The organism is Streptomyces sp. NPDC092952, assembly GCF_044754785.1.
Taxonomy (GTDB): domain Bacteria; phylum Actinomycetota; class Actinomycetes; order Streptomycetales; family Streptomycetaceae; genus Streptomyces.
Genome location: NZ_JBIVPT010000018.1, coordinates 68,015 through 92,337 on the forward strand (window position 1 = coordinate 68,015; position 24,323 = coordinate 92,337).

The 24,323-nt window shown below is 72.3% G+C and carries 21 protein-coding genes; 8 read left to right on the top strand and 13 right to left on the bottom strand.

Annotated elements, in window-relative coordinates; genetic code table 11:
• Together ACIQGQ_RS30560 and ACIQGQ_RS30565 are read right to left on the bottom strand one after the other, a co-directional pair.
• A partial coding sequence (locus tag ACIQGQ_RS30560) for an ALF repeat-containing protein (RefSeq protein ID WP_402401780.1) occupies positions 1-539 on the bottom strand: 539 nt, incomplete at its 3' end.
• 131 nt (positions 540-670) lie between these two features.
• Positions 671-1,660, bottom strand: a complete 990-nt coding sequence (locus ACIQGQ_RS30565) for a CehA/McbA family metallohydrolase (protein ID WP_402401784.1) — start codon at positions 1,658-1,660, stop codon at positions 671-673.
• 461 nt (positions 1,661-2,121) lie between these two features.
• Here ACIQGQ_RS30565 and ACIQGQ_RS30570 point away from each other — a divergent pair, with 461 nt between their 5' ends.
• Complete coding sequence (locus ACIQGQ_RS30570) at positions 2,122-2,322, top strand: hypothetical protein (protein ID WP_402401786.1); 201 nt, start codon at positions 2,122-2,124, stop codon at positions 2,320-2,322.
• Positions 2,323-2,367: 45 nt separating this feature from the next.
• Here the strand turns inward: ACIQGQ_RS30570 and trxA are convergent, their stop codons facing one another.
• The 3 genes from trxA to ACIQGQ_RS30585 form a co-directional block, all read right to left on the bottom strand.
• The gene (trxA, locus tag ACIQGQ_RS30575) at positions 2,368-2,715 is read right to left on the bottom strand and encodes a thioredoxin (RefSeq protein ID WP_402401789.1); all 348 of its coding nucleotides are present in this window, start codon (positions 2,713-2,715) and stop codon (positions 2,368-2,370) included.
• Between the two features lie 3 nt (positions 2,716-2,718).
• Complete coding sequence (locus ACIQGQ_RS30580; protein ID WP_402401792.1) at positions 2,719-3,123, bottom strand: MerR family transcriptional regulator; 405 nt, start codon at positions 3,121-3,123, stop codon at positions 2,719-2,721.
• Between the two features lie 105 nt (positions 3,124-3,228).
• Positions 3,229-4,587 carry a cation:dicarboxylate symporter family transporter gene (locus ACIQGQ_RS30585; RefSeq protein ID WP_402401795.1) on the bottom strand — a complete coding sequence of 453 codons (1,359 nt, stop codon included), beginning with the start codon at positions 4,585-4,587 and terminating at the stop codon, positions 3,229-3,231.
• A gap of 167 nt (positions 4,588-4,754) precedes the next feature.
• Between ACIQGQ_RS30585 and ACIQGQ_RS30590 the strand changes: the two genes are divergently transcribed.
• Both ACIQGQ_RS30590 and ACIQGQ_RS30595 read left to right on the top strand, forming a co-directional pair.
• Positions 4,755-6,446, top strand: a complete 1,692-nt coding sequence (locus ACIQGQ_RS30590; protein ID WP_402401798.1) for an ATP-binding protein — start codon at positions 4,755-4,757, stop codon at positions 6,444-6,446.
• Complete coding sequence (locus tag ACIQGQ_RS30595) at positions 6,443-7,117, top strand: response regulator (protein WP_366297378.1); 675 nt, start codon at positions 6,443-6,445, stop codon at positions 7,115-7,117. The genes ACIQGQ_RS30590 and ACIQGQ_RS30595 overlap by 4 nt, the downstream gene beginning before the upstream one ends.
• Before the next feature lie 18 nt (positions 7,118-7,135).
• Here the strand turns inward: ACIQGQ_RS30595 and ACIQGQ_RS30600 are convergent, their stop codons facing one another.
• Both ACIQGQ_RS30600 and ACIQGQ_RS30605 read right to left on the bottom strand, forming a co-directional pair.
• Positions 7,136-10,045: a M48 family metalloprotease gene (locus ACIQGQ_RS30600; protein ID WP_402401801.1), complete on the bottom strand. Its 2,910-nt coding sequence runs from the start codon at positions 10,043-10,045 to the stop codon at positions 7,136-7,138.
• Between the two features lie 3 nt (positions 10,046-10,048).
• Positions 10,049-10,624: a hypothetical protein gene (locus ACIQGQ_RS30605; protein ID WP_402401804.1), complete on the bottom strand. Its 576-nt coding sequence runs from the start codon at positions 10,622-10,624 to the stop codon at positions 10,049-10,051.
• A 212-nt stretch (positions 10,625-10,836) separates the two neighbouring features.
• Between ACIQGQ_RS30605 and ACIQGQ_RS30610 the strand changes: the two genes are divergently transcribed.
• The gene (locus tag ACIQGQ_RS30610; protein ID WP_402401913.1) at positions 10,837-11,475 is read left to right on the top strand and encodes a helix-turn-helix domain-containing protein; all 639 of its coding nucleotides are present in this window, start codon (positions 10,837-10,839) and stop codon (positions 11,473-11,475) included.
• A gap of 29 nt (positions 11,476-11,504) precedes the next feature.
• Here the strand turns inward: ACIQGQ_RS30610 and ACIQGQ_RS30615 are convergent, their stop codons facing one another.
• Together ACIQGQ_RS30615 and ACIQGQ_RS30620 are read right to left on the bottom strand one after the other, a co-directional pair.
• On the bottom strand, positions 11,505-12,488 hold the full coding sequence (locus ACIQGQ_RS30615) for a helix-turn-helix domain-containing protein (RefSeq protein WP_402401807.1): 984 nt from the start codon (positions 12,486-12,488) through the stop codon (positions 11,505-11,507).
• A 242-nt stretch (positions 12,489-12,730) separates the two neighbouring features.
• Entirely contained in the window at positions 12,731-13,756 is a 1,026-nt protein-coding gene (locus tag ACIQGQ_RS30620; protein ID WP_366297381.1) for an ATP-dependent 6-phosphofructokinase, read from the bottom strand.
• Between the two features lie 438 nt (positions 13,757-14,194).
• Here ACIQGQ_RS30620 and pta point away from each other — a divergent pair, with 438 nt between their 5' ends.
• The 3 genes from pta (at position 14,195) to pyk (ending at position 19,114) form a co-directional block, all read left to right on the top strand.
• Complete coding sequence (gene pta, locus ACIQGQ_RS30625) at positions 14,195-16,270, top strand: phosphate acetyltransferase (protein WP_402401810.1); 2,076 nt, start codon at positions 14,195-14,197, stop codon at positions 16,268-16,270.
• Positions 16,271-16,277: 7 nt separating this feature from the next.
• Positions 16,278-17,609 carry an acetate kinase gene (locus tag ACIQGQ_RS30630; protein WP_402401812.1) on the top strand — a complete coding sequence of 444 codons (1,332 nt, stop codon included), beginning with the start codon at positions 16,278-16,280 and terminating at the stop codon, positions 17,607-17,609.
• A gap of 74 nt (positions 17,610-17,683) precedes the next feature.
• Positions 17,684-19,114 (top strand): pyruvate kinase, encoded by a 1,431-nt coding sequence (pyk, locus tag ACIQGQ_RS30635; RefSeq protein WP_402401815.1) that lies wholly within the window; start codon positions 17,684-17,686, stop codon positions 19,112-19,114.
• Between the two features lie 66 nt (positions 19,115-19,180).
• Here the strand turns inward: pyk and ACIQGQ_RS30640 are convergent, their stop codons facing one another.
• The 4 genes from ACIQGQ_RS30640 to ACIQGQ_RS30655 form a co-directional block, all read right to left on the bottom strand.
• A complete protein-coding gene (locus ACIQGQ_RS30640) occupies positions 19,181-20,461 on the bottom strand; it encodes a hypothetical protein (protein WP_402401916.1) in 1,281 nt (426 codons plus the stop codon).
• Positions 20,451-21,005 (bottom strand): DUF6114 domain-containing protein, encoded by a 555-nt coding sequence (locus ACIQGQ_RS30645; RefSeq protein WP_402401817.1) that lies wholly within the window; start codon positions 21,003-21,005, stop codon positions 20,451-20,453. The genes ACIQGQ_RS30640 and ACIQGQ_RS30645 overlap by 11 nt, the downstream gene beginning before the upstream one ends.
• A 94-nt stretch (positions 21,006-21,099) precedes the next feature.
• Entirely contained in the window at positions 21,100-21,753 is a 654-nt protein-coding gene (locus tag ACIQGQ_RS30650; RefSeq protein WP_402401820.1) for a DUF6230 family protein, read from the bottom strand.
• 601 nt (positions 21,754-22,354) lie between these two features.
• Complete coding sequence (locus tag ACIQGQ_RS30655; protein ID WP_402401823.1) at positions 22,355-23,323, bottom strand: tetratricopeptide repeat protein; 969 nt, start codon at positions 23,321-23,323, stop codon at positions 22,355-22,357.
• Positions 23,324-23,641: 318 nt separating this feature from the next.
• On the opposite strand from ACIQGQ_RS30655, the gene ACIQGQ_RS30660 reads away from it, so the two are divergent.
• Positions 23,642-24,268: a TetR/AcrR family transcriptional regulator gene (locus ACIQGQ_RS30660; protein WP_402401826.1), complete on the top strand. Its 627-nt coding sequence runs from the start codon at positions 23,642-23,644 to the stop codon at positions 24,266-24,268.
• The last annotated feature ends 55 nt before the right edge of the window (positions 24,269-24,323 follow it).

The following is a 24,323-nucleotide window of genomic DNA, read 5'->3' on the forward strand; positions in this document are numbered from 1 at the left end:
TTGATCTCCGCGATGACCCGCTTGTCACCATTCTTCTGCGCACCGACAAGAATCGTGACGATGGCAACCCGGTCGTCCTCGGCCTGCGCCAGCCGATAACCCGTCTCCAACCAAGCGCGCATCTCCTCGGGGGAGTTGAGGTCCAGAAGGCCATTGATCTCCGCGATGACCCGCTTGTCACCATTCTTCTGCGCACCGACAAGAATCGTGACGATGGCAACCCGGTCGTCCTCGGCCTGCGCCAGCCGGTAACCCGTCTTCAAGAAGGCACGCATGTCGTCCACGGTGCCGTTGAGGGCCTCATTGGCTTCTCGGACGACTCCCCTGCCGCTCTTCTCGTCCGCCAGGATGGCGGCGATCGCGGCACGCAGTTCGTCCTCCGACATCTCGTCCACCGGCTTGTCGAACGTCGCCGCCGAGGTCGTCGGCGTGGCCGCCGACGCGGCCGTCGAACTGGCGGCGAACGCCGGGGTGGTGAAGAGAAGGGCCGGTGTCAGAGCTGCGGCTACGACGAGCAGGCCTGCGCGGTGCTGTCTCACGAGTGAGCCTCCATGGTCTTGTTGAGAACGTCAGGATTCTCGCCGGTGAACGCTGCAAAATGCACTGCCGGAAGCGGGCAGTCTTCGCTGACCACCGTTGCCGTCCGCGCACATCCCGTGCGGGCGATCGGTCAGATCAAGATGATCGGGTTGGTGAGTGCGGCGATGTGGCCGTGGGAATGGCGGACCTCGATGCGGACGAACATCGATTCCTCCGCCGTCGTGTGCCACCGCACCGCGCCTGCCCCGTCACCGGGAAGCGACGCGCGGTGGACCTTCCCGCCATCGGTGTGGAAGCTGATGTCCGCCGCCGGTACGCCACGTACTTCCGCCCGTACTTCGACGCGCCCGCCGTGAGTCGCGAGCTGTTCGCCCACCCCGGCGACGCGGTCACCGGTACCGGCGGTGAACGACACGTCCACCTCCGCCGACTCGGCGATCCAGCTGCGGCCCGAGCCGATCCCCGCGAGGATCGCCCGGGTACTCAGCTCCTCGGAGAAGACCACGGTGTGCGGGGTGCCCATCTGCCCCTCCAGGTGTGTGTCGCTGTTGCCCATCGCCGGCCGCCAGGAGCCCGTCCGGACATCGGCGGCGAGGCTCCGCCCCCACTCGGCCAGGGCGGCCTCGTTGTCGGCGTTCCAGGGCCGGTCCGAAGTCCACAGGCCGTTCCACACCTCCACCACGTCGAAACCCCGGAAGGAGAACATGAAGTCGCCCGACGGGTAGGGCGCGTGGGGATGCGCGGCCACGCACAGGCCCCCCATCCGATGGACCTGATCCAGGCACCGGTCGATCCGCCCGTCCCTGACCTGGTGGTTCCAGTCGACGACGTGACCGGGGCCGGTACCGAGCGCAAGCCAGTGCCCGGTCCTCGTGGTCACCTCTTCGCCCAGCACGATCAGGAAGTCGTCGGCAGCCAGGTGCGCCCAGATATCGGGGGCCGCGGCAGCGTTGTGCTCCGTCGTCGCAATGAAGTCGAGCCCGGCGGTCCGGGCCCGCAGTACCAACTCTTCAGGAGTGAGCTCTCCGTCCGAGTGGACGGAGTGGACATGGCAGTCCCCGCGGTACCAGCCCGCGCCGCGCCCCAGTGCCCGTACCGGCGGGAAGCTCGAACTCGACAAGGTGCTCCTCGGTCGAAGGTCCGCCGAGCGGACGGCCGCGCGGAGAAGGCGCTCCGTGACACCACCGGGCGCCGCCCCCGCGCGCGATTTCAGGCTCTCGTTCCGACGTCGTCAGCAACTCCTGACGCACCGTTCCGGCAGGGACAGGGAGGCTGGCATGATGACGTCCATGACCGTATACCGAAAGGCCGATGCCGCGTAGCCGGCCGGGCACGTTGCGTGCCCAACGATGTGGCCCTCGTGTCTGGGAGGAGCTGTCCCCGGACCGGGTTCCCGGGCTCTCCGCCCGCACCAGCCTCGCGATTCACCGGGTGGAGTGGGCTTCCGACGAGTACTACGTCTACCCCGGTGCCACGGAACACGCGTTGCGACGGTACCGGGCGTTCCTGGCACGGCCGGGACATGGCGCTCTCTACCCGCGATACGCGCGGTGCCCATGCGCCGGGTGTTCCTTCGACGATGTGCGCCACGCACGCGACGTGCTCGAACTGGTCCTGCGGAGACTGCCTGACCGCCCCCGCGTGGAGCTGGGACACCGCGTGGCCTCCCTGGACGCCGTCTACCTCCGGCGCACCCTGCCCGATCCCTTCGCCCGTCATCGGCAGTGGCGCCCCGACCTGTGGTGGCGTCGCCGTCTCGCCGACGGGGAGGAGGGCGGTTGACGGCCGCGAGCACGTGGGGAAGGCGACGGACGGAGTCGGTCCCGCTCAGCCCTCCCCGGCCAGCACCTCCTCCAGTTCCGCCAGGAGCTTGCGCCGGGGCCGGGCGCCGACCATCTGCCGTACGGGTTCGCCGTCGCGGAAGACGATCAGGGTGGGCGCCGACAGAACGGCGTAGCGGGCGGCGGTGGCGGTGCTGGTGTCGATGTCGAGCTGGACGATCTCCATCCGTCCGGCCAGTTCGGCGGCGACGGCCGAGAGCACCGGGGCCAGCTGGCGGCACGGGCCGCACCAGTCGGCGGTGAACTCGACCAGGACGGGGAGCCCGGCCGCGAGCACCCGCTCCTCGAATGTGGCGTCGGTGACTTCCGCGACGCCCTGTGCGGTGTGGATCATCTGTCATCCTCCAAGTTCACAACGGGGTTCCGGTCCGCCGGGCAGCTCGGCGGACGCTTCCAGCTCGGCGCGGGCGAGCTGGGCGCCGACCTGGTCGCGTACGGTGCGGAGCTGCTCGATCAGCGCGTCGAGTTCGCCGAGCTTGCTGCGGTAGACCGCGAGCGAGGCGGGGCAGGCGTCACCGGCCGGGTGGCCGGCGCGCAGGCACTCGACGAACGGCCGGGTCTCCTCCAGCCCGAACCCGAAGTCCTGGAGGGTCCGGATCTGCTGGACGAGCCTGAGGTCGTCCTCGTCGTAGTCGCGGTAGCCGTTGCCGGTGCGGCGCGCGGGCAGCAGTCCGCGCGACTCGTAGTAGCGCAGCGTCCGCGTGGTCGTACCGGCCCGTTCGGCGAGTTCCCCGATTCGCATGTCCTTGACGGTAGACCTTGACGTCGGCGTCAAGGCAAACGGCAGCGGCCGGGGCCGGCACGGAATCGTCCGTGCCGGCCCCGGCCGTCGTGGTCCGGAAGGCGGCTACGCCTTGGTCGTGGCGGCCTCGGCCTCGCGGGGCGCCGGTACGTCGGCGGCGTCGGCCTCGCCCTCCTGGGCGAGCATCTGCTCGTTCCAGGGGAGGGCCCCGGAGAGGACCTGGTCCACCCGCTCCTTGTCGATCTCCTTGGTCCAGGTGCCGACCAGGACGGTGGCCACGGCGTTGCCCGCGAAGTTCGTCAGGGCGCGGGCCTCGCTCATGAAGCGGTCGATGCCGACGATCAGGCCGACGCCGTCGACCAGGCCGGGGCGGTGCGACTGGAGGCCGCCCGCGAGGGTGGCCAGGCCCGCGCCGGTGACCCCGGCGGCCCCCTTCGAGGCGACGATCATGAAGAGCAGCAGCGAGATCTGCTCGCCGGCGCTCAGCGGGTCGCCCATCGCGTTGGCGATGAAGAGCGAGGACATCGTGAGGTAGATCGCGGTGCCGTCGAGGTTGAAGGAGTAGCCGGTCGGCACGGTGATGCCGACGACCGGGCGGCTGACGCCCAGGTGCTCCATCTTCGCGATGAGCCGCGGCAGGGCGGACTCGGAGGAGGACGTGGAGAGGATCAGCAGGAACTCGCGGCCCAGGTACTTCAGCAGGGAGATCAGGTTGACCCCGGCGACCAGCCGCAGGATGGTGCCGAGCACCACGAAGACGAAGATCGCGCAGGTGAGGTAGAAGCCCACCATGATGATGGCGAGGGACTTCAGCGCGTCGACACCGGTCTCGCCGACCACCGCGGCCATCGCGCCGAAGGCGCCGACCGGGGCTGCCCACATGATCATGGCGAGGATGCGGAAGACGAGCCGCTGGATGTGGCCGATGCCGCGCAGCACCGGCTCACCGGCCGCGCCCATGGCCTGGAGCGCGAAGCCCGCGAGCAGGGCGACCAGCAGGGTCTGGAGGACCTCGCCCTGGGTGAAGGCGGAGACGATCGTGGTCGGGATGATGCCGAGCAGGAAGTCCGCGGTGGACTCGCTCGCCCCGGCCGCCTGCTTCTCGCCCGCGGCACGCACGGCATCGGTGAGGTGGAGGCCCTGGCCGGGCTCCAGGAGGTTGCCGACGAGCAGGCCGATGCCGAGCGCGACGGTCGACATCACCAGGAAGTAGCCGAGGGCGAGGCCGCCGACCGCGCCGACCTTGGCGGCCTTGCGGACCGAGCCGACGCCCAGCACGATCGTGCAGAAGATGATCGGCGAGATCATCATCTTGATCAGGTTCACGAAGCCGGTACCGATCGGCTTCAGTTCGACGGCGACACCCGGGGCCGCGAAGCCCACCAGGATGCCGAGCGCCACGGCCGCGATCACGGCCAGATACAGATAGTGCGTGCGGTCCCGCCTGGCGGCTGCCACTCCCACGGGAATTCTCCTCGGCTCGTCCGGGTCACTCCCCCGTCCCTGGGGGCGCAAGGGCTGCTCCGACGGTCCGGGCCGGAAAAACCCCCGGCGAATATCTCGCTCCCTGTGACGCCGGTCACCGTTGCGTGCATTTAGTTCACCGGTTTTCGGCCAGGCACACTGGGGCCATGCGTCTCCCCCGTACCCGTCCGCGCAGCCTCGCCGGCCAGCTCTTCGCCATGCAGGTGGTGCTGATGACGGCGGTGGTGGCGGGGTGCGCGTTCTTCGCGTACGCCTCCGGCAGCGGGCAGGCGAAGGAGACGGCGGCCAAGCAGGTGCGGGCGGCCGCGCTGTCGGTCGCCGACTCGCCGTCCGTACGGGAGGCGATCCGCACCCCGGACCCGTCCGCCGTGCTCCAGCCCTACGCGGAGCGGGTCCGTGCGGACACCGGGATCGCGTTCGTCACGATCATGTCCCCGGACCGGGTCCGCTGGACGCACCCGGACACCGGCCGGATCGGCGAGAAGTTCCTCGGGCACACCGCGCGGGCGCTGCGCGGGGAGACGTTCACCGAGACGTACACCGGCACGCTCGGCCCGTCGATCCGGGTCGTCACCCCGGTCCGGGACGGTGGCCGGGTCGTCGGCCTGGTCAGCGCGGGCATCACCGTGGACCGGGTCTCCTCGCAGGTACGGGAACAGCTCGGGGCGCTGGCACTGGCGGCGGGCGGGGCGCTCGCCCTCGGCGGGATCGGCACGTACGTGATCAACGCCCGGCTGCGGCGCCACACCCATGGGATGAACGCCGCCGAGCTGAGCCGGCTGCACGACTACCACCAGGCCACCCTGCACGCGGTCCGTGAGGGGCTGCTGATGCTCGACGGGCGGCGCCGGATCGCGCTGATCAACGACGCGGGCCGGGAGCTGCTGGGGCTGGCGCCGGGGGCGGTGGGGCGGCGGGTCGACGAACTGGCGCTGCCCGCCCCGCTGACCGGGGCGCTGCTGGCGGACGGGGAGCGGGTCGACGAACTGCATCTCACGGCGGACCGGGTGATCGTGGTCAACACCCGCCCGGTGGTCGGCGGGGAGCGGCGCGGCACCGTCGTGACCCTGCGCGACCACACCGAACTCCAGGCGCTGTCCGGAGAGTTGGACTCCGAGCGGGGGTTCACCCAGGCGCTGCGCTCGCAGGCCCACGAGGCGGCGAACCGGCTGCACACCGTCGTCTCGCTGATCGAACTGGGCCGGGCCGAGGAGGCGGTGGGCTTCGCCACCGCCGAACTGGAGCTGGCCCAGGCGCTCACCGACCGGGTGGTGGGCGCGGTCGGTGAACCGGTGCTGGCCGCGCTGCTGCTCGGCAAGGCGGCCCAGGCGAACGAGCGCGGGGTGGAGCTGGTGCTCGCCGACGACAGCCTGATCGACGACGGCGCGCTGCCCGCGACGCTCCCGCAGCGGGACCTGGTGACGGTCCTCGGCAACCTGATCGACAACGCGGTGGACGCGGCCTCGGAAGCGGCGACCGGTGCGCCCGGCGCCGTACCCGCCCAGCGCGGGCCGGACGGCGGTGGCGGCCGGGCCGGGCGCGCCCGGGTCACCGTCACCGCGCTCACCGAGGAGGGCGAACTGCTGCTGCGGGTCGCCGACACCGGGGCCGGGATCGCCCCCGAGGACGCCGCCGAGGTGTTCGACCGGGGCTGGTCGACGCACGGCACCGGCCGGGGCATCGGCCTCGCGCTCGTCCGGCAGGCGGTGCACCGCAACGGCGGGACGGTGGTGCTGGACGCGGGACCGGACGGCGGGGCGCGGTTCACCGTACGGCTGCCGCTGACCGGCGCGGCCCGCCCCGCACCCGCACCGGACGCGAAGGAGGCCACGGCATGATCCGGGTACTGGTCGTCGAGGACGATCCGGTGGCGGCGGACGCCCACCGGATGTACGTGGAGCGGGTCCCCGGCTTCGCGGTGGCAGCCGTCGCGCGTTCGCGGGCGGAGGCGGTACGGGCGCTGGAGCGCACCCCGGTGGACCTGCTGCTGCTCGATCTGTACCTGCCCGACGGGCACGGCCTCCAGCTGCTGCGCGCGCTGCGGGCGGCCGGGCACGCGGCGGACGTCATCGCGGTGACCTCGGCACGGGATCTGGCGGTGGTCCGGGAGGGGGTGTCGCTGGGGGTCGTCCAGTACGTGCTGAAGCCGTTCACCTTCGCGACCCTGCGCGACCGGCTGGTGCGGTACGCGGAGTTCCGGGCGGCGGCCGGGGAGGCGAGCGGCCAGGACGAGGTGGACCGGGCGCTCGGCGTCCTGCGCTCCCCCGAACCGGCCCGGCTGCCGAAGGGGCTGAGCGGCCCCACCCTGGAGGCGGTGACCCGCGCCCTGCGGTCCGCGCCGGACGGCGTGACGGCGGGGGCGACCGGGGAGGCGCTGGGGATCTCACGGATCACCGCGCGCCGCTACCTGGAACACCTGGTGACGGCGGGACGGGCGGTGCGCAGCCCCCAGTACGGCCAGATCGGGCGCCCGGAGCTGCAGTACCGCTGGGTGGCCGAGAACCGCTGACGGCGGCACCGGCGGCGGTCACCGGCCGGCCGCGCGCCGGATCTCCGCGGTGCGGGCGTCGATCGCGTCGGCACTCCGGTAGGCCGTACCGGCCTTCTGGAACGTGGTGCCGATCGCGGCGCCCGCCTGCTTGTAGCGGGCGGCCCCCAGGTGGTCCATGGCCGTACGGCAGTCGAGGGTGGAGTTGGCCGCGTCGAGGACGAACCGCTGCCAGACGAGCTGTCCGCGTGCCTCCGGAAAGCCGAAGTACCTGCTGGCGTCGACGGCGGTGCGCCCGATGCTCTCGCAGACCGGGCGGAGACGGAACAGGTAGGAGGGCGGTTCCTTGCCCCGGGCGAAGGTCCGTCCGATCGCGAGGAGCCTGCCCCGGTCGCGGCGGAACCGGTCCAGGAGGTCCTTGCCTCCGATCTCGTTCCAGGCGTCGACCTGCCGCGCCCTGGTCGACGGGGTGACGGCCCCGGTGCCGGCCCGGGGCGACACCTGCCGGAACTCGTCCTGGACGGCGCGGTAGTCGGTGACCTTCCTCGGCATCCGGTCCTGCCGGTACGCCGCCTCGGCCCCGGAGGCGGCCAGCGCCACCACGCACAGCGCCACGAGCGGCCCCCGGCGGACGGCGGACGGGCCGTCGCGCCCCGGACCGGCGGCCCGGCGCGGTCGCCGCCGGAGCGCGGGAACGCGGCGCACCGCCGACACCGCCGCGGCCACCGCGACGGCGGCGACGGTGACGGTCATCAGCGCGAAGTCCAGTGTGATGTGCAGATCGAGCCAGAACGTCAGCCGAGCGGGCTGCCAGGCGCAGGAGGAGGGCTCCAGGAGGCGCAGCCCGTCGACGCAGCCGTCGGAGAGGAGCAGCACCAGCACCCCGGCCGCCCCCACCAGGGCCGCGGTGTGGGCCGCGATCAGCGCGACGGGCAGGCGGTACTGGCGGGCGCGTACGGAGACGATCGCGGCGGCCGTCGCCGCCGCCGCGACCAGGGCGAGGTACGTCCACGCGAGGAAGAGCAGCGCCGGAAGGCTGCCTCCCTCGGTGGCCGCCCCCGACGCCCCCGTGCCGGGCAGCACCAGCACGGTCACCACTGCGGCGCAGGCGGCCAGGCCGCAGGACAGTCCGGTCAGCAGCGCGCCGCGCAGCCGGGGCGGGCGGCACGCGGGCGGCTCCGTCGCGCCCTCGATGTCGGCGGCGGCGGTACGCGTCCACGGCGTGGCGGCGGTGCGCCCCGGTATCCAGGCCGCCAGCGGCACGAGCCACAGCCCGGCGACGGCGACGGCGGAGAGCGGCAGCGCGTTGGTGTTGAGGACCAGGGGGAAGACGACGCCGATCCCGGAGAGCATCGTGGCGTGGTCCGCGGCAGGTCCGGGGTACAGCTGCTCCAGCCGCTGCCGCATCCCCTCGGCCTCGTACCACCAGCCGGTCGCGAGCGGTGCGCCGCTCCCGTACCACCACCCGAACCACTGGGCCAGCGCCAGTCCGCCCGCCGCCAGGCTCACCACCAGGGCGACCCGGATCGTTCGTCCCCGCCAGGCCGTGACCCAGAGCCGGGCCACCTGCGCGGTCCACCAGGTGAACGCGGGCCCGCCGAGCAGGAAGAGCAGGAGCAGCGCGTTCCGGCTGGGGAAGAACTGCTCGATCGTGCCCTGCCCGGAGAGCAGCGTGCCCACCGCCATCCCGGCCCCCAGCCACAGCCCGGCCCGGAGCCCGGAGGGCGGGCGGCGGCCGGTCAGCACCGCGTGGATCACCGCCCGCCAGAGCGTGACGCCGACCACCCCGGCGACCAGGCCCGCCGCGGCCAGGGCCACCGCCTGCGCGATCGGCGCGGCGGACAGCTCCAGGTACGGCCGAAGGGCCAGCGACAGCTGGGAGTTGATCAGGACGGTCGCGGCCCCGGTGAGGAACATGGGCAGCGCCGGGACCGCGTACACCGGGCCGGAGTCGGTCAGCGCGCCCCGGCGGAGTTCCCACCGCGGGTGGGAGCGCCACAGCACGGCGAAGGAGGCGAGCCGGCGGCGCAGCGCGCCGCCGGGGGCGGGCGCCTCCGTGACGTGCCAGCCGCCGAAGTCCGCGCCCCAGCGCACCGCGGCGCGGTCGGCATGGATCTCCCGGCTGCGCAGGACGTCCGAGCGCGCCAGGTACATCAGCGCCACCAGAGCGAGGAACTGGATGACGCTGCGCACCGGCACGGCCCACAGGGAGCCGCCCGAGCGGTTCTGGAGGTACAGGTACATGCCGATGCCCACCAGGTAGGGCGGCGCGACCAGGAACAGGAAGACCCGCCACAGCGCGACCGTCGCGTAGGTGAGGGTCACGTCCCCGTTGCGGATGTGGGCGAACTCGTGCAGCAGCACCGCCTTGAACGCCCCGGGATCCCGGGCCCTGAGGGCGAGGAGCCCCCCGTACAGGCAGAGCACCGGACGGCGGTTGCGGCCGAAGACCACGGCGCCGACGGAGAGCACCGACGGGTCGACCACGACGCGCGGCAGTCGCTCCAGCCCGGCCCGCGCGGCGACCTCCGCCAGGTCGTCGCGGACCGCACGACTCCCGTCGATCTCCGCCAGCTCCACCACCCGCCCGCGCCGCGCCTTCCACACCGGCAGCCAGAGGAAGAGCGCGACGGCCACCAGGGCCAGGATTCCCAGCCACAGCAGGGGGATCCACCACGACGGCGGCCGGGCGTGCGCGAGCTGGCAGTTCCGGTACGCGACCCACTGGCTGGAGCGCGTGATCAGCAGCTCCAAGTCGGACATGTGCTCGGCGTCCACGCCTGCCGCGAGGTCGCACTTGTACGACTCGGCCCCCGAGAACCACCAGAAGGCCATGTACAGCAGCATCAGGCCGCTGGTCACCAGCACCAGCACGGCCAGCAGCACGAACCGCATGGTCGTGCCCGCGCCGACCGGTTGCCCCACCGGCCGGGCCGGTGCGCCCGTCACCCGCTACTCCCGCGGGCGGTCGCCGCCGTCGGGCGGGGCGCCGTCGGCCCCGCCGTCCGCCGGACCGTCCCCGTCCGTCTCCGGTTCCGGTCGTGCCGGGCGGAGCGTCAGCCGGGCCAGCACCGCGTCCGCGAGGATCTCGGCACGCTCCCGCTCGAAGCCCCGCCCGGTGGCCGCTTCCCGTACCTGCCGGTGGACCTCGGCGAGCTGATCGGACGTCAGCGGCGGAACGGTCGCCTCGGCGCCCGGCCGTCGCCGCATCCTGCCCAGCAGCGAGCGGATCCCGGCGGTCACCCCGCCCGCGACGACGCTCCCGAGCTGCTGTGCCGTCTGGTCCACCACCAGCCACACCACCGGCGTGGCGATCACCGCGATCTCGCCGAGGCCGAAACCGAGCGGCTCGCGGCGGCCTCCGCGTCTTGCGAGCAGCCGCACGACGGCCGCGTCGTCGAACCGGGCCAGCCCCTCGACGACGGGCGACTCCTCCGGAGCCACCTCGGCCACCACGTCACGCACCACGTCGCGCACCCGCACCGTGCCGTGCGCCGACGCGTCGGAACTCGTACCGATCCCCCGCATGCCCCCAGTCTCGCCCGGCCGGTGAAACCGCGAAGAGGCGTATTCCGGCCGAGGTTCTCCCGGGAAGGAATCCTCTAGGAGGATCCTATGATTCCTGGATATCGGTGGAACACACCGTAGTCATGCCGTTCCTTGACTCCTACGGTGGGACCGTGCTCCCCTCACCCCCCTTCGACGCCCCCGCCGCGCGCCGGCTGCGCGAGGCCCTGGGGATGCTTCCCGGCCATGTCGCGTACGGTCTCGCGGCCCAGTACGGGCTCCGGATCGACACCGGGACGGTGGTCGCCTGGGAACGCGGCCAGGCCGTGCCGAGCGCGTACGAACTCACGGCGCTGGCCGGGGTGTTGTGGTGCTCCCCGGACGAACTCCTCACCGCCGCCCGCACTCTGCGGGAGCACCGGACGGCGCGGCGGCTGAGCGCGGAGGAGCTGGCCCGGCTGGTGGGAATGGGCACCTCCGCGTATCTGCGGATGGAGGAGGCCGGGCGCTGGCGCGGCAACGAGCGCCAGTCGGCGGCGCTCACCGAGGCGCTGGGGCTGACACCGGCCGGTTTCGTGTCGGTGTGCGGCCGGGACGAGGAGCTGGCCCAGGCGCTGCGGGCCGCGGTGACCACGCGGTGGCAGGCGCAGCTGCGGGCGGTGGCGAAGCTGGTGCCGCTGGAGCGCGGCTTCCTCCAGGACGTGCTGGAGGAGCTGCACTCCGACTACCAGTCGCTGATGGTGTCGACGCTGAGCTGGAGCAGTACCGGCGAGGAGCGGTCCGGGGCGTCGGGCGACGCGGGGCGGGAGTTCCTGGCGACGGTGCTGGAGCGGTTCTGGCGGGCGGCGGAGGCACCCGGCCCGAAGGGGTGAGACCGCGTCCGCCGGACCCGCCCGGAGGGTCACACCGGGTCGAAGGAGAACACCGTGCCCCGGTCCGGCCCCTCGCAGCTCATCTGTACCAGCTTGGCGCCGCGCTCCGCGCTCCGGTCCTCCGTGCCGACGCAGAGCCGGGTGTGGGCGGGAACGATGCGGTAGCCCTCGGCCGGGGTGCCCGCGGGCCGGATCAGGAACTCCTCCGCCCTGCCCCGCAGACCGCACTCCTGGTCCTGGAGCGGGGCCCCGGCGTCGGGTGCCCCGTCGATGACGCCGGTGCAGCCCTTCCCGTAGTCCGGATGGTCGGTCGCGATCCGCCAGGTCTCATCGCCGAGCGGCCGGAGCGAGAAGACGGGGGCCGTCTCCCGCCCGCACGGCACCTGGTACAGCCACCCCCGGTCCGTTCCCCGTTCCTCGGAGAAGCAGAACCCGGAGTGGACGGAGCGCAGCCGCACCTCCCGCCCGGCGACCGGACCGTTCGCGGGGCCCTTCACCCGGTCGCCGTCCCGGTCACCACCCCGGCCGCCGTCCGGTACGAGCACGGCGGCGGTGACTCCGGCGGCGAGCACCGCGGCCGCGAGGACGACCGCCGCCAGGACACGGGTACGGCGCCGGGGCGCGGCCGGGACGGGGAGCGGCACGGTCGGCGGCTCGCCGGAGAGCGCCCCGGCGGGCGGCTCCCCGGCGGGGGCCGCCGGTGCGTCCCCCGTTGCGGTGCGATGCCCGTGCGCGGCGAGCTCCGCGCGTACCGCGAGCCAGTCCCGTACCCCGTCGGGGCCGGGGCCGCAGGCGCGGACGAAGGCGGCGAGCAGCTCCTCGCGCGGGACGGAGTTACGGGCCAGCATGTTGGCGATCGTGGAGCGCGGCAGCACGTCACCGGCCGCCTCGGCACGCTGGGCCAGTTCTCGGAAGGTCAGCCCGGAGGCGTCCTTGAGCGCCCGCAGCAGGGCGGCGAACTCGGAAGCGTCGCGCGCTCGCCGAGGGTCCGGCCCCCGCTCCTCGACCGCCATCCGCCGCGCCCTTCCCCCGGGTTTCGTGCCCGGACAGGACTGGGACATGTCCGGGACAAGGGCAAGCCTTGTCGACCGGACCCGGCTGCTCAAGAGTGTTTCCGGCACCGCGCCCCGCTCCGGACCGGCCGTCCACGGCGGGCGCCGCTGCCGGGGGAACGCCGAGCGGCTCCGACCGTCCACGGGGGGACGGTCGGAGCCGCTCGGCCGGTACGGGGCGGCGCGCCGGCGTACGGGTGGGGTCAGAAGACCGACTCGGCCTCCTCCATCCGGTTCAGCGGAACGGTCTTGAGCTGCGTGATCGCGTCGGCGAGCGGCACCATCACGATGTCCGTGCCGCGCAGCGCCGTCATCCGGCCGAAGTCGCCCCGGTGGGCGGCCTCGACCGCGTGCCAGCCGAAGCGGGTGGCGAGCACCCGGTCGTACGCGGTCGGCGTGCCGCCCCGCTGCACATGGCCGAGAATGACCGGCCGGGCCTCCTTGCCGAGCCGCTTCTCCAGCTCGATGGCCAGCCGGTTGCCGATGCCCTGGAACCGCTCGTGGCCGTACTGGTCGATCTCGCCCTTGGCGTACGGCATGGAGCCCTCGGCCGGGTGGGCGCCCTCGGCCACGCAGATGACCGCGAACTTCTTGCCGCGCGCGAAGCGCTCCTCGACCATCTTCACCAGGTCGTCGACCTCGAAGCGGCGCTCGGGCAGACAGATGCCGTGGGCGCCGCCGGCCATGCCGGACTCCAGCGCGATCCAGCCCGCGTGGCGGCCCATCACCTCGACGACCATGACCCGCTGGTGCGACTCGGCGGTGGTCTTGAGGCGGTCTATGGCGTCGGTGGCGACGCCCACCGCGGTGTCGAAGCCGAAGGTGCGGTCGGTGGCGGAGATGTCGTTGTCGATGGTCTTGGGGACGCCCACGACGGGCATCCCGGCGTCCGACAGCATCCGGGCGGCGGTCAGGGTGCCCTCGCCGCCGATCGGGATCAGCGCGTCCATGCCGTAACGGCGGCTCAGCTCGGCGCAGTTCTCGGCGGCCTCGCGGAGCCGGTCGCGCTCCAGGCGGGCCGAGCCGAGGATGGTGCCGCCACGGGCCAGGATGCCGCTCACGGCGTTGAGGTCGAGGGGGCGGAAGTGGCCGTCGAGAAGCCCCTTGAACCCGTCCTCGAAGCCGATGACCTCGTCCCCGTGGCCCACCACGGCACGGTGCACGACCGAGCGGATCACTGCGTTCAGGCCCGGGCAGTCGCCGCCTGCGGTGAGAATTCCGATGCGCATCGTGCTGTGTCTCCTGCTCACTAGGGGGTGTCTGATAAATGAGTGCGGGTGAAGGAGCGGGGTCCGGTGCGTGCGATCGCAAGGCGCCGGGGCGTCTGCGTGGCGGAGCCACGTGGGCGGTTCGGCAACGCCGCGAGCGTGCGTGCCGGACCCCGCGACGCCGCAGGCATTTGTCAGACACCCCCTAGGGCCGTGCCGCGCGGAGGGGCCGTCCAAGCCGCCCCCCTTGCCCTGAGCCACGACGATTGTCCCACGAGAGGTCTGGACCTTGCGTCCCCGGCTGCCCGGCGGCTCCCCCGGGGCCGCTCCCCGGGGACTCCCGGGCCGCTTCCCCGGCCGCTCCGGGACCGGTTCTCCCGGCGGGCGGCGGATCGGGGCCCGCGGGTATCGTCAACATGGCAATACCATCCCAAACCACGGACCGACGGGAGAGCACGCGTGACGCGCAGCGTGTACGTGACCGGGATCGACCGGGGAGACGGCCGGCAGGTCGTCGATCTGGGTGTCATGGAGCTCCTGACGCGTCAGGTGGACCGGGTCGGCGTCTTCCGCCCGCTCGTGCACGACGGACCCGACCGGCTCTTCGAGCTGCTGCGTTCCCGCTACCGCCTCCCCCAGGACCCCGATTCGGCCTACGGGCTCGACTACCACGAGGCGTCCGCCCTCCAGGCCGAGCAGGGCACCGACGAGCTGGTCTCCCAGCTCGTCGACCGGTTCCACCAGGTGGCCCAGAAGTACGAGGTGGTGCTGGTCCTCGGCACCGACTTCGCCGCCACCCAGCTCCCCGACGAGCTGGCGCTCAACGCCCGCCTGGCCAACGAGTTCGGCGCCTCGGTGATCGCGGTGGTGGGCGGGAAGGGCCAGACCGCCGAGTCGGTGCGGGCCGAGACCCGCAACGCCTTCCGGGCGTACGCCGGGCTGGGCTGCGACGTCATCGCGATGGTGGTGAACCGGGTGGCGGCGGAGGACCGCGACGCCATCGCGGACCGGCTGACCGCCACCCTGCCCGTCCTCTGCTCGGTGCTGCCCGACGACGCGGCGCTCTCCGCCCCGACCGTCGCCCAGATCACCGCGGCGCTCGACGGTACGGTGCTGCTCGGCGACGACTCGGGGCTCGCCCGGGACGCGCTGGACTTCGTCTTCGGCGGCGCGATGCTGCCCAACCTGCTGAAGGCGCTGACGCCGGGCTGCCTGGTCGTGGCGCCCGGGGACCGGGCGGACCTGGTCGTCGGCTCGCTCGCCGCGCACAGCGCGGGCACCCCGCCCATAGCGGGGGTGCTGCTGACGCTGGACGAGCGCCCCGGCGAGGAGATACTCACGCTGGCCGCGCGACTCGCACCGGGCACCCCGGTCGTGTCGGTGGCCGGCGGATCCTTCCCCACGGCGGGCCGGCTCTTCGCCCTGGAGGGCAAGCTGAACGCCGCGACGCCCCGCAAGGCGGAGACCGCGCTCGGCCTCTTCGAGCGCCATGTGGACACCTCGGCGCTGCTGGAGCGGATCTCGGTGGCCCGCAGCGGCCGGGTCACCCCGATGATGTTCGAGCACGAGCTGCTGGAGCAGGCCCGCGCCGACCGCCGCCGGGTGGTCCTGCCGGAGGGCACCGAGGAACGGGTGCTGCGCGCCGCCGACGTACTGCTGCGGCGCGACGTCTGCGAGCTGACCCTCCTCGGCGAGCCCGACCTCATCCGCAAGAAGGCCGCCGACCTCGGCATCGACCTGGCCGGCACCCAGATCCTCGACCCCCAGCGCTCCGAGCTGCGCCGTACGTTCGCCGAGCGGTACGCCGAGCTGCGCGCGCACCGCGGGGTCACGGTGGAGCTGGCGTACGACGTCGTCGCGGACGTCAACTACTTCGGCACCCTGATGGTCCAGGAGGGGCTGGCCGACGGCATGGTCTCCGGGGCCGTGCACTCCACGGCGGCGACGATCCGCCCGGCGTTCGAGATCATCAAGACGAAGGAGGAGGCGTCGATCGTCTCCTCGGTCTTCTTCATGTGCCTGGCCGACAAGGTGCTGGTGTACGGGGACTGCGCGGTCAACCCGGACCCGGACGCGGAGCAGCTCGCCGACATCGCGGTGCAGTCGGCCGCCACCGCCGCCCGGTTCGGGGTGGATCCCCGGATCGCGATGCTCTCGTACTCGACGGGCACCTCGGGCTCGGGAGCCGACGTCGACAAGGTGCGCGAGGCGACGGAGCGGGTCCGGGCGAGCCGGCCGGACCTGCGGATCGAGGGCCCCATCCAGTACGACGCAGCGGTGGAGCCGAGCGTCGCCGCGACGAAGCTGCCGGGCTCGGAGGTGGCGGGCCGGGCGACGGTGCTGGTCTTCCCGGACCTGAACACCGGCAACAACACGTACAAGGCGGTGCAGCGCTCGGCGGGCGCGGTGGCGGTCGGGCCGGTGCTCCAGGGCCTGCGCAAACCGGTCAACGACCTGTCGCGCGGCGCGCTCGTCCAGGACATCGTCAACACCGTGGCCATCACGGCGATCCAGGCGCAGGGCAAGGAGCAGTGAGGAACGGATGACCGCCCCGACCACCGAGAACCCGGGCACCGGGAACACCGAGGAGGGCACCGCCGCGGACCCCGCCGGGGCGGGCGCGTACCGCGTGCTGGTGCTCAACTCCGGCTCCTCGTCGGTGAAGTACCAACTGCTGGACATGAGCGACCGGACCCGGCTCGCGGTGGGGCTGGTGGAGCGGATCGGCGAGGAGACCTCGCGGCTGGTGCACACCCCGCTGCTGGGCGGCGGCGCCGAGACCCGCGAGCGGACCGGCCGGATCGCCGACCACGAGGAGGCGCTGCGGGCGGCGGCCGAGGAACTGGCCGCCGACGGGCTCGGCCTGGACTCGCCGCGGCTCGCGGCGATCGGCCACCGGGTGGTCCACGGCGGGCTGCGGTTCACCGAGCCGGTGGTGATCGACGACGAGGTGCTGGAGGAGATCGAGCGGCTGGTCCCGGTGGCCCCGCTGCACAACCCGGCGAACATCACCGGGATCCGCACCGCGCGGGCCCTGCGGCCGGACCTGCCGCAGGTGGCGGTCTTCGACACGGCCTTCCACACGACGATGCCGGAGTACGCGGCCCGGTACGCGATCGACACGGAGACCGCCGACGCGCACCGCATCCGGCGCTACGGCTTCCACGGCACCTCGCACGCGTACGTCTCCCGCAAGGCCGCCGAGCTGCTGGGCCGTACCCCCGAGGAGGTCAATGTCATCGTGCTCCACCTGGGCAACGGCGCCTCGGCCTCGGCGGTGGCGGGCGGCCGGTGCGTGGAGACCTCGATGGGGCTGACGCCGCTGGAGGGGCTGGTGATGGGCACCCGCTCCGGGGACGTCGATCCGGCCGTCACCTTCCATCTGATGCGGGTCGCGGGGATGTCGGCGGACGAGGTCGACGTGCTGCTCAACAAGCGGAGCGGTCTGGTCGGCCTCTGCGGCGACAACGACATGCGGGAGATCCGGCGCCGGGTCGACGCGGGGGACGAGCGGGCGGCGCTGGCCTTCGACGTCTACGTGCACCGGCTGAAGAAGTACATCGGCGCCTACTCGGCGGTGCTGGGCCGGGTGGACGCCGTGGTGTTCACCGCGGGGGTCGGGGAGAACTCGGCACCGGTGCGGGAGGCCGCCGTCGCCGGCCTGGAGGAGCTGGGCCTGGCGGTGGACGCCGGTCTGAACAACGCGCGGTCCGCCGAGCCCCGGCTGATCTCGCCGGAGTACGCGCGGGTCGCGGTCGCCGTGGTGCCGACGGACGAGGAGCTGGAGATAGCGGTCCAGACCTTCGCCCTCGTCGGGCCGGGCGGGGAGGCCGTCGGAGGGCCGGGCGGGGGCGTCGGAGAGGTCCACAACTGAGCACCCCCGCGCCCCTTTGTATCTTCCACCAGACGGAATATTCCGTAGCGAAACAAACCGATAGGATCCGCCTCATGCGCCGTTCCAAAATCGTCTGCACACTCGGTCCCGCCGTCGACTCCCACGAGCAGCTCGTCGCTCTGATCGAGGCCGGCATGAGCGTGGCCCGCTTCAACTTCAGTCACGGCAGCCACGAGGAGCACCAGGCCCGGTACGACCTGGTCCGCCGGGCCGCCGCCGAGACGGGCCGGGCGGTCGGTGTCCTCGCCGACCTCCAGGGCCCGAAGATCCGGCTGGCGAAGTTCGCCGAGGGCCCCGTCGAGCTGGTCCGCGGTGACGAGTTCACCATCACCGCCGAGGACGTGCCCGGCGACAAGTCGATCTGCGGCACGACCTACAAGGGTCTGCCCGGCGACGTCGCCAAGGGCGACCCGATCCTGATCAACGACGGCAACGTCGAGCTGAAGGTCGTCGCGGTCGAGGGCCCCCGGGTGCGGACGATCGTCATCGAGGGCGGTGTCATCTCCGACCACAAGGGCATCAACCTGCCCGGTGCGGCCGTCAACGTCCCGGCCCTGTCCGAGAAGGACGTCGACGACCTGCGGTTCGCCCTGCGGATGGGCTGCGACCTGGTGGCGCTCTCCTTCGTCCGGGACGCCGACGACATCAAGGACGTCCACAAGGTGATGGACGAGGCGGGCCGCCGGGTCCCGGTCATCGCCAAGGTGGAGAAGCCGCAGGCGGTCGAGCACATGCAGGAGGTCGTCATGGCCTTCGACGGTGTGATGGTGGCCCGTGGCGACCTGGCCGTGGAGTACCCGCTGGAGAAGGTCCCGATGGTGCAGAAGCGCCTGGTGGAGCTGTGCCGGCGCAACGCCAAGCCGGTGATCGTGGCGACCCAGATGATGGAGTCGATGATCACCAACTCGCGGCCGACCCGTGCCGAGGCGTCCGACGTCGCCAACGCGATCCTGGACGGCGCGGACGCGGTCATGCTGTCGGCCGAGTCCAGCGTGGGCGCGTACCCGATCGAGACGGTCAAGACGATGGCGAAGATCGTCGCCGCCGCCGAGGAGGAGCTGCTCTCCAAGGGGCTCCAGCCGCTGGTGCCGGGCAAGAAGCCGCGCACCCAGGGCGGTTCGGTGGCCCGTGCCGCCTGTGAGATCGCGGACTTCCTGGACGGCCGGGCACTGGTCGCCTTCACCAAGTCCGGTGACACCGCCCGCCGGCTCTCCCGCTACCGCGCGGCCCAGCCCATCCTGGCGTTCACCACGGACGAGTCCACCCGCAACCAGCTCGCGCTGAGCTGGGGCGTCGAGGCCCACATCGTCCCGCACGTGGACACCACCGACGCGATGGTCGACCTGGTCGACGGCGAGCTGCTGAAGCTCGGCCGCTACAACGACGGCGACACCATGGTCATCACGGCCGGTTCGCCCCCCGGCATCCCGGGCACCACCAACATGGTGCGGGTGCACCACGTCGGCGGCGGCGCCCGCGACTGACACCCCCGGAGAACGACGGCGGGCCGCACTCCCGAGGGGGAGTGCGGCCCGCCGTTCTCCGTACGGTCAGTTCCCGCCGGTGAAGTAGTTGTGCAGCCCGGGGACCGTGAGGGTGCCGCCGAACTGGCCGGCCTGCGTGACCTTGACCTTGGTGAAGATGGCGAAGGGCACGTTCAGCGGGGGCGGCGACTGCGGGCTGAACGTCACCGGGATGAGGCCGAAGAGATTGCCCTTCAGCTCCTCGGTGTACATCGTCACCTCGCCGTCGCGGATGGTGGACTTGGAGCCCTTCCGCGCCTCCACATGGGCCGTCGTCCCGGACGGGCCGACGGTCTTCTGGTGGAGGTTGTCGATGTCGATCGAGCTGGCGGTGAACTTCAGCACCTTCTTGACGGTGCCGCCGTACGTCTTCACCTCGACGATGCCCTTGTAGTCGAGCCCGCTGAGGGTGAGCGCCGAACTCTCCAGGATCCACGGGTCGTCCGGGAGGAGCGGGACGCCCGTGTCCTGCTTCGCCGCGGCCAGCGCCTCGGCGTCGAGGGTCGGGCAGGGGAAGGGCTCCTTGGCCCCGTCCGGGATGTCCGTGTCCTTCTTCGCGTCGAGGCCCTTGACGCTGTCGTCGAGCTCCTCGACCGCCTTCCCGGCCTTGCCGGCCGCCTCGCGGATGGCGTCGGCGGTGCCGTCGGCCGTCCGCTTCGCGGCGTCCGAGGGCTTCGGGGCCTGCTTGTCGGCCGGCTTCTCCGCGCTCCTGGACGCCTCCGGCTCGGGGGCCTCGGTGCTCGCGTCGGGGGACGGGGTCTCCGCGTCCTTGTCCGGGATGCCGAACAGGTCCCGCAGCGCGTCGCCGACACCCAGCGGGTCGAGCGGGTTCTTCGACTTCGTCGGGGTGGGCGAGGCGCTCGGCCCGGGGGCTTCGGCCTCGACGGACTTGGCCGCGGGCTTCACCGCGTCCCCGGCGGCCGGGGTCGTGGCGGGCTCCGGGGCCGTCGCGTCGTCCTTCTTCCCGGCACCGGCACCGGCACCGGACGGGACGGCGTCGGTGGCGGACGGGGACGGCGACGTCGTCTTCGAGGCGGACGGCGAGGGCGACTCGGCCGGCTCGTCGGAGCGGGTGACGCAGGGGCCGGGCGCGAACGGGATGTCCGGGTTGTCGTCGGCCAGCGCGAGCTTGGGGGTGAGCCCCATGCCCACGAAGACGGCCGTCGGCATGGCGGCGAGCGCGAACGCCTTGCCCGCCGGAATGTGCAGCTTCGTCAGCAGCGACTTCCGGGGGGCCGCGTGGCGCGGTCCGCTCCTGGCGCCGGGGCGGTCCCCGGCCGAGTTCAGTTGCGTCTCGTCACCCCGCACGGTGCCTCCCGCCATCGGCCTCGACCGTCGTGTCGTACTGCTCCGGCTGCTGTGGCACCGCCGCCGTGGTGTGGAACTCGGGTCCGGGCGCTTGCGTCCCGGCGCCGGTCACCCCGTCCTTCTCCACCGCCGTGTCCTCGGCCACGGGCTCGCCCGGGGCCCACGAGATGGAGAGCGCGCCGCCCAGCAGGGAGAAGAGGAAACCGACCAGGAAGCCGCCGATGTTGGCGACCGGGATCGAGATCAGCGCCAGCAGGATCGCGGCGACGCCCGCGAACACTCTCACGATGTGGTGGAACCACATGGTGAGCCCCAGCGTTATCAACAGGACCCCGATGATCAGGGACCCGGCACCGGCGGTCGTGGACATCGCCAGCGTGACGTTGCCGAGGTGCATGTTGGCGTACGGGAAGTACGCGATGGGAAGGCCACCCGCCATGGTGAACAGGCCTGCCCAGAACGGCCGATTACCCCGCCAGGTGCGGAATGCGCGCCAGAACACGCGGAGGTAATGCTCGTTCTGCCCTGTGGACTCGGGGCTCATGAAAGACAGCTCCCTGGAACCGGTACTGCTGTGAGAAGTGAAAGGGTGGGTGGCCGGAGTCCGTTCGGGAACGCCCCGGCCACCCGGCGGGTGCCTAGTAGCACTCCTTGACGCCACTGTGCAGCCGCAGGCTCAGGTTGCTGAGCTTGAACGTGCCGGCCGTGGTCGCCCATGCCGTCTGCTTCACGTTGGTCAGCGTGGCCTTCTCGGCGCGCTGCGCGAAACCGTTCGCATTCGCCTGGGTGCGGGGCTGGATGCCGATCGAACCGGGCTTGTTCGGGTCCTTGAGGGCACCCGCGGCGACGCCGATGTCGATGTTCTTGAACGACGCGTCGGCGTCGAGCTCGGCGACATCGAGGTACAGGTTGGTCGCCTTGACCGGCTTCTTCGGGTCCGTACCCGCGTTCAGCTGGAGCGTGACGGTGCCGAGGCCGAACGGCAGGTTCGGCGTGACCACCGACTGGCACATGTTGGTGATCGTGGCCTTGCTGAAGCCGGACACGGCAACGGCGTGGGCCCCGTTCTTGCCCTCGGGGTCCATACCGGTGGCGACCGAGCCGTACTGGACGAAGTCCTCACCGACGAGCTTGTCCGCACGCACCTTGAAGCTCTGGCCGGACACGCTGAAGGACGCCGCGAGGGCACCCTGCGCGAGACCGACACCCACCGCCGCGGTCGCGACGACGCTCGGCACCATGACCAGAGCGAAACGCTTCCATCTGGTGCCGCCACGAACCTGGGAACTCATTGTTTTCCTCCTTCTCGGACGTACATCTCCGGTCCGGGCCTGGGCCCGTCCTGGGATGGGAGAAGTGCTACGTCCTCGGAAAGGAGAGCGCCCGCGGACGGAGGCAGGAAACCGCGTCCGAATCACCGGCGATCACCCCCGAGCGACAACCACCGGCCGCGCGTGTGCGCGGCCTGTTTCGGACAGGCCCTGCCGGACGACAGGAACCCCCCTGTCCGGAGCCGGCGCCAATGCCACCGGCCCACCCGGTGGGGACCAACGGAACCGCCCGCGCCGACTGGCGGTCGGGCTGGCGTCATTGGACCGAGCGTGGCCGATCGTGGTCCATTCACGCCCGTGGCACAAGGGGGTTCGTTACTCGCTAGTAACGGCCCGATAACCCTCGCTCGACCGCCTGATACCGCCCGGCCACACAGGGTGGCACCGATTCGAGGAATAAAAGGGGGCAAGGGTGGGTGGATGCGGACAGACGTCCGCACGCGATTTACTACGAGTAACAGGCCGCCGCTTTATCAAGATTTGGTAAAGCGACGGCGTCCCTTGTCGCCCGTACGCGAAAACGGCCGCGATTCCCTGGCGGGTACCGCGGCCGCTTGTCACATCAGAACAAGACGCGCGCCAGCGCCGTCCGCGCGGCCATCACCCGCGGGTCCTCCGGGCCGATCACCTCGAACAGTTCCAGCAGCCGCACCCGCGCCGCATCCCGGTCGTCCCCGAAGGTGCGCCGCACCGTCTCGACGAGCCGGCCGAAGGCGTCCTCGACATGACCGCCGACCAGATCCAGGTCGGCCGCGGCGAGTTGGGCCTCCACATCGGCCGGATCCGCGGCGGCGGACTCGCGGACCCGCTGCGCGTCCATCTCCTTGACCCGGGAGAGGAGTTCGGCCTGGGCCAGGCCGAGCTTGGCCTCCATGTTGGCCGGGTCGTCGGACAGAACGTTCTTGTACGCCTGGACGGCACCGGCGAAGTCGTCCGCGTCCAGCGCCTGCACGGCCGAGGCCAGCAGGGCGTCGTACGGACCGGCCGGCACCTCGGCGGGCTCCGGGGCCGTGGCGGCCTCCTGGTCGACCGCGATACCGGTGAGGCCGAAGCGCTCCTCGCCGACCTGGATCAGCTGGTCCAGGGTCTGCCGGATCTGGGCCTCGGGGGCCACGCCCTGGAAGAGCGGGAGGGCCTGTCCGGCGACGACGGCGAAGACCGCCGGAATGCCCTGGATGCCGAACTGCTGCATCAGCATCTGGTTGGCGTCGACATCGACCTTGGCCAGCACGAAGCGGCCGTTGTACTCATGGGCCAGCCGCTCCAGGAGCGGGCCCAGCTGTTTGCACGGCTCGCACCACTCGGCCCAGAAGTCGATGACGACCGGCACCTCGGCGGAGCGCTGGAGGACATCGCGCTCGAAGCCCGCCTCGTCGACATCGATCACCAGGGCGGAGGGCGGTACGGCACCGCCGCCACCCTGCCGGGCGGCCTCGGCACGGGCCTGCTCCGCCTTCACCTTGGCCTCGCCGGCCGCCTTCACCGCGGCGAGGTCGACGACGCCGCTCATGGACATGTTCCTAGGCTGCATGCGTACATCCTCCCCCCTCGGTGCGCCGATCCGGAAAGCGATACCGGAACCGGGCCCGTCCGGCCGCCCCGCCGGTGTGCGGGACGCGCGGACAGACACGGCCCGGGGCCCCTGAAAGGCCCTGTGCGGCACCGGGTCCCCACCCGGAGCCTGTGGCTGTCGTTCGGTTGCGGCGTTTCACGACGGCACGGCCGTCGTCCTTACGCTACGACCCGTAGCGTAACTGCCCCACCCCCTTCGCGCACAGGTGCGATCGGTGATCTGTCTCACGCCTCCCGGGGCCGGTCCGTTGTACTTACTCACCGGTATGGTCGCGGCATGCCGAGCCCCGACCGCCCCGAACCCCCTCGAACGGGACGCCCGCGCAGTGCCGCCGCCGACGAGGCGATCCTGGAGGCGACCCGGGCCTCCCTGGTCGATCTCGGCTGGTCGAAGCTGACGATGGGCGATGTGGCGGCGCGGGCCGGGGTCGCCAAGACGACCCTGTACCGGCGGTGGGCGGGCAAGAACGAGCTGGTCGTGGATGCCGTCGCGGTCCTCTTCGACCAACTGGAGCTGCCGGACCTGGGCAGCCTGTCGGCCGATGTGCAGGCGGTGGTCCTCCAGTTCGCCGCGCTGCTGGACCGGCCGGAGACCCGGACGGCGCTGATGGCGGTGGTCGCGGAGTCGACCCGCGACGAGGCGCTGCGCCACCGGATCCGCGGCTCGATCGTCGACCGGCAGAAGCGGCTGGTGCTCCAGGGGCGGCAACGGGCGCAGCGGCGCGGTGAGTTGCCCGTCGAGAAGGACGTGGAGACCGCCGCGGCCACCGCCGACCTGATCTTCGACGTGATCGCGGGCGCGGTGGTGCACCGGACGCTGGTCAGTGCCGCGCCCGTCGACGAGGACTGGGCCCGGCGCTTCACCGTGCTGCTGCTGGCGGGGCTGGGAGCGGCGGCCCGGTAGACCGGCGCCGTTCCCGCGGAAGGCGGGCGGCCGTCCGGGGCAACCGCGAGGGCCC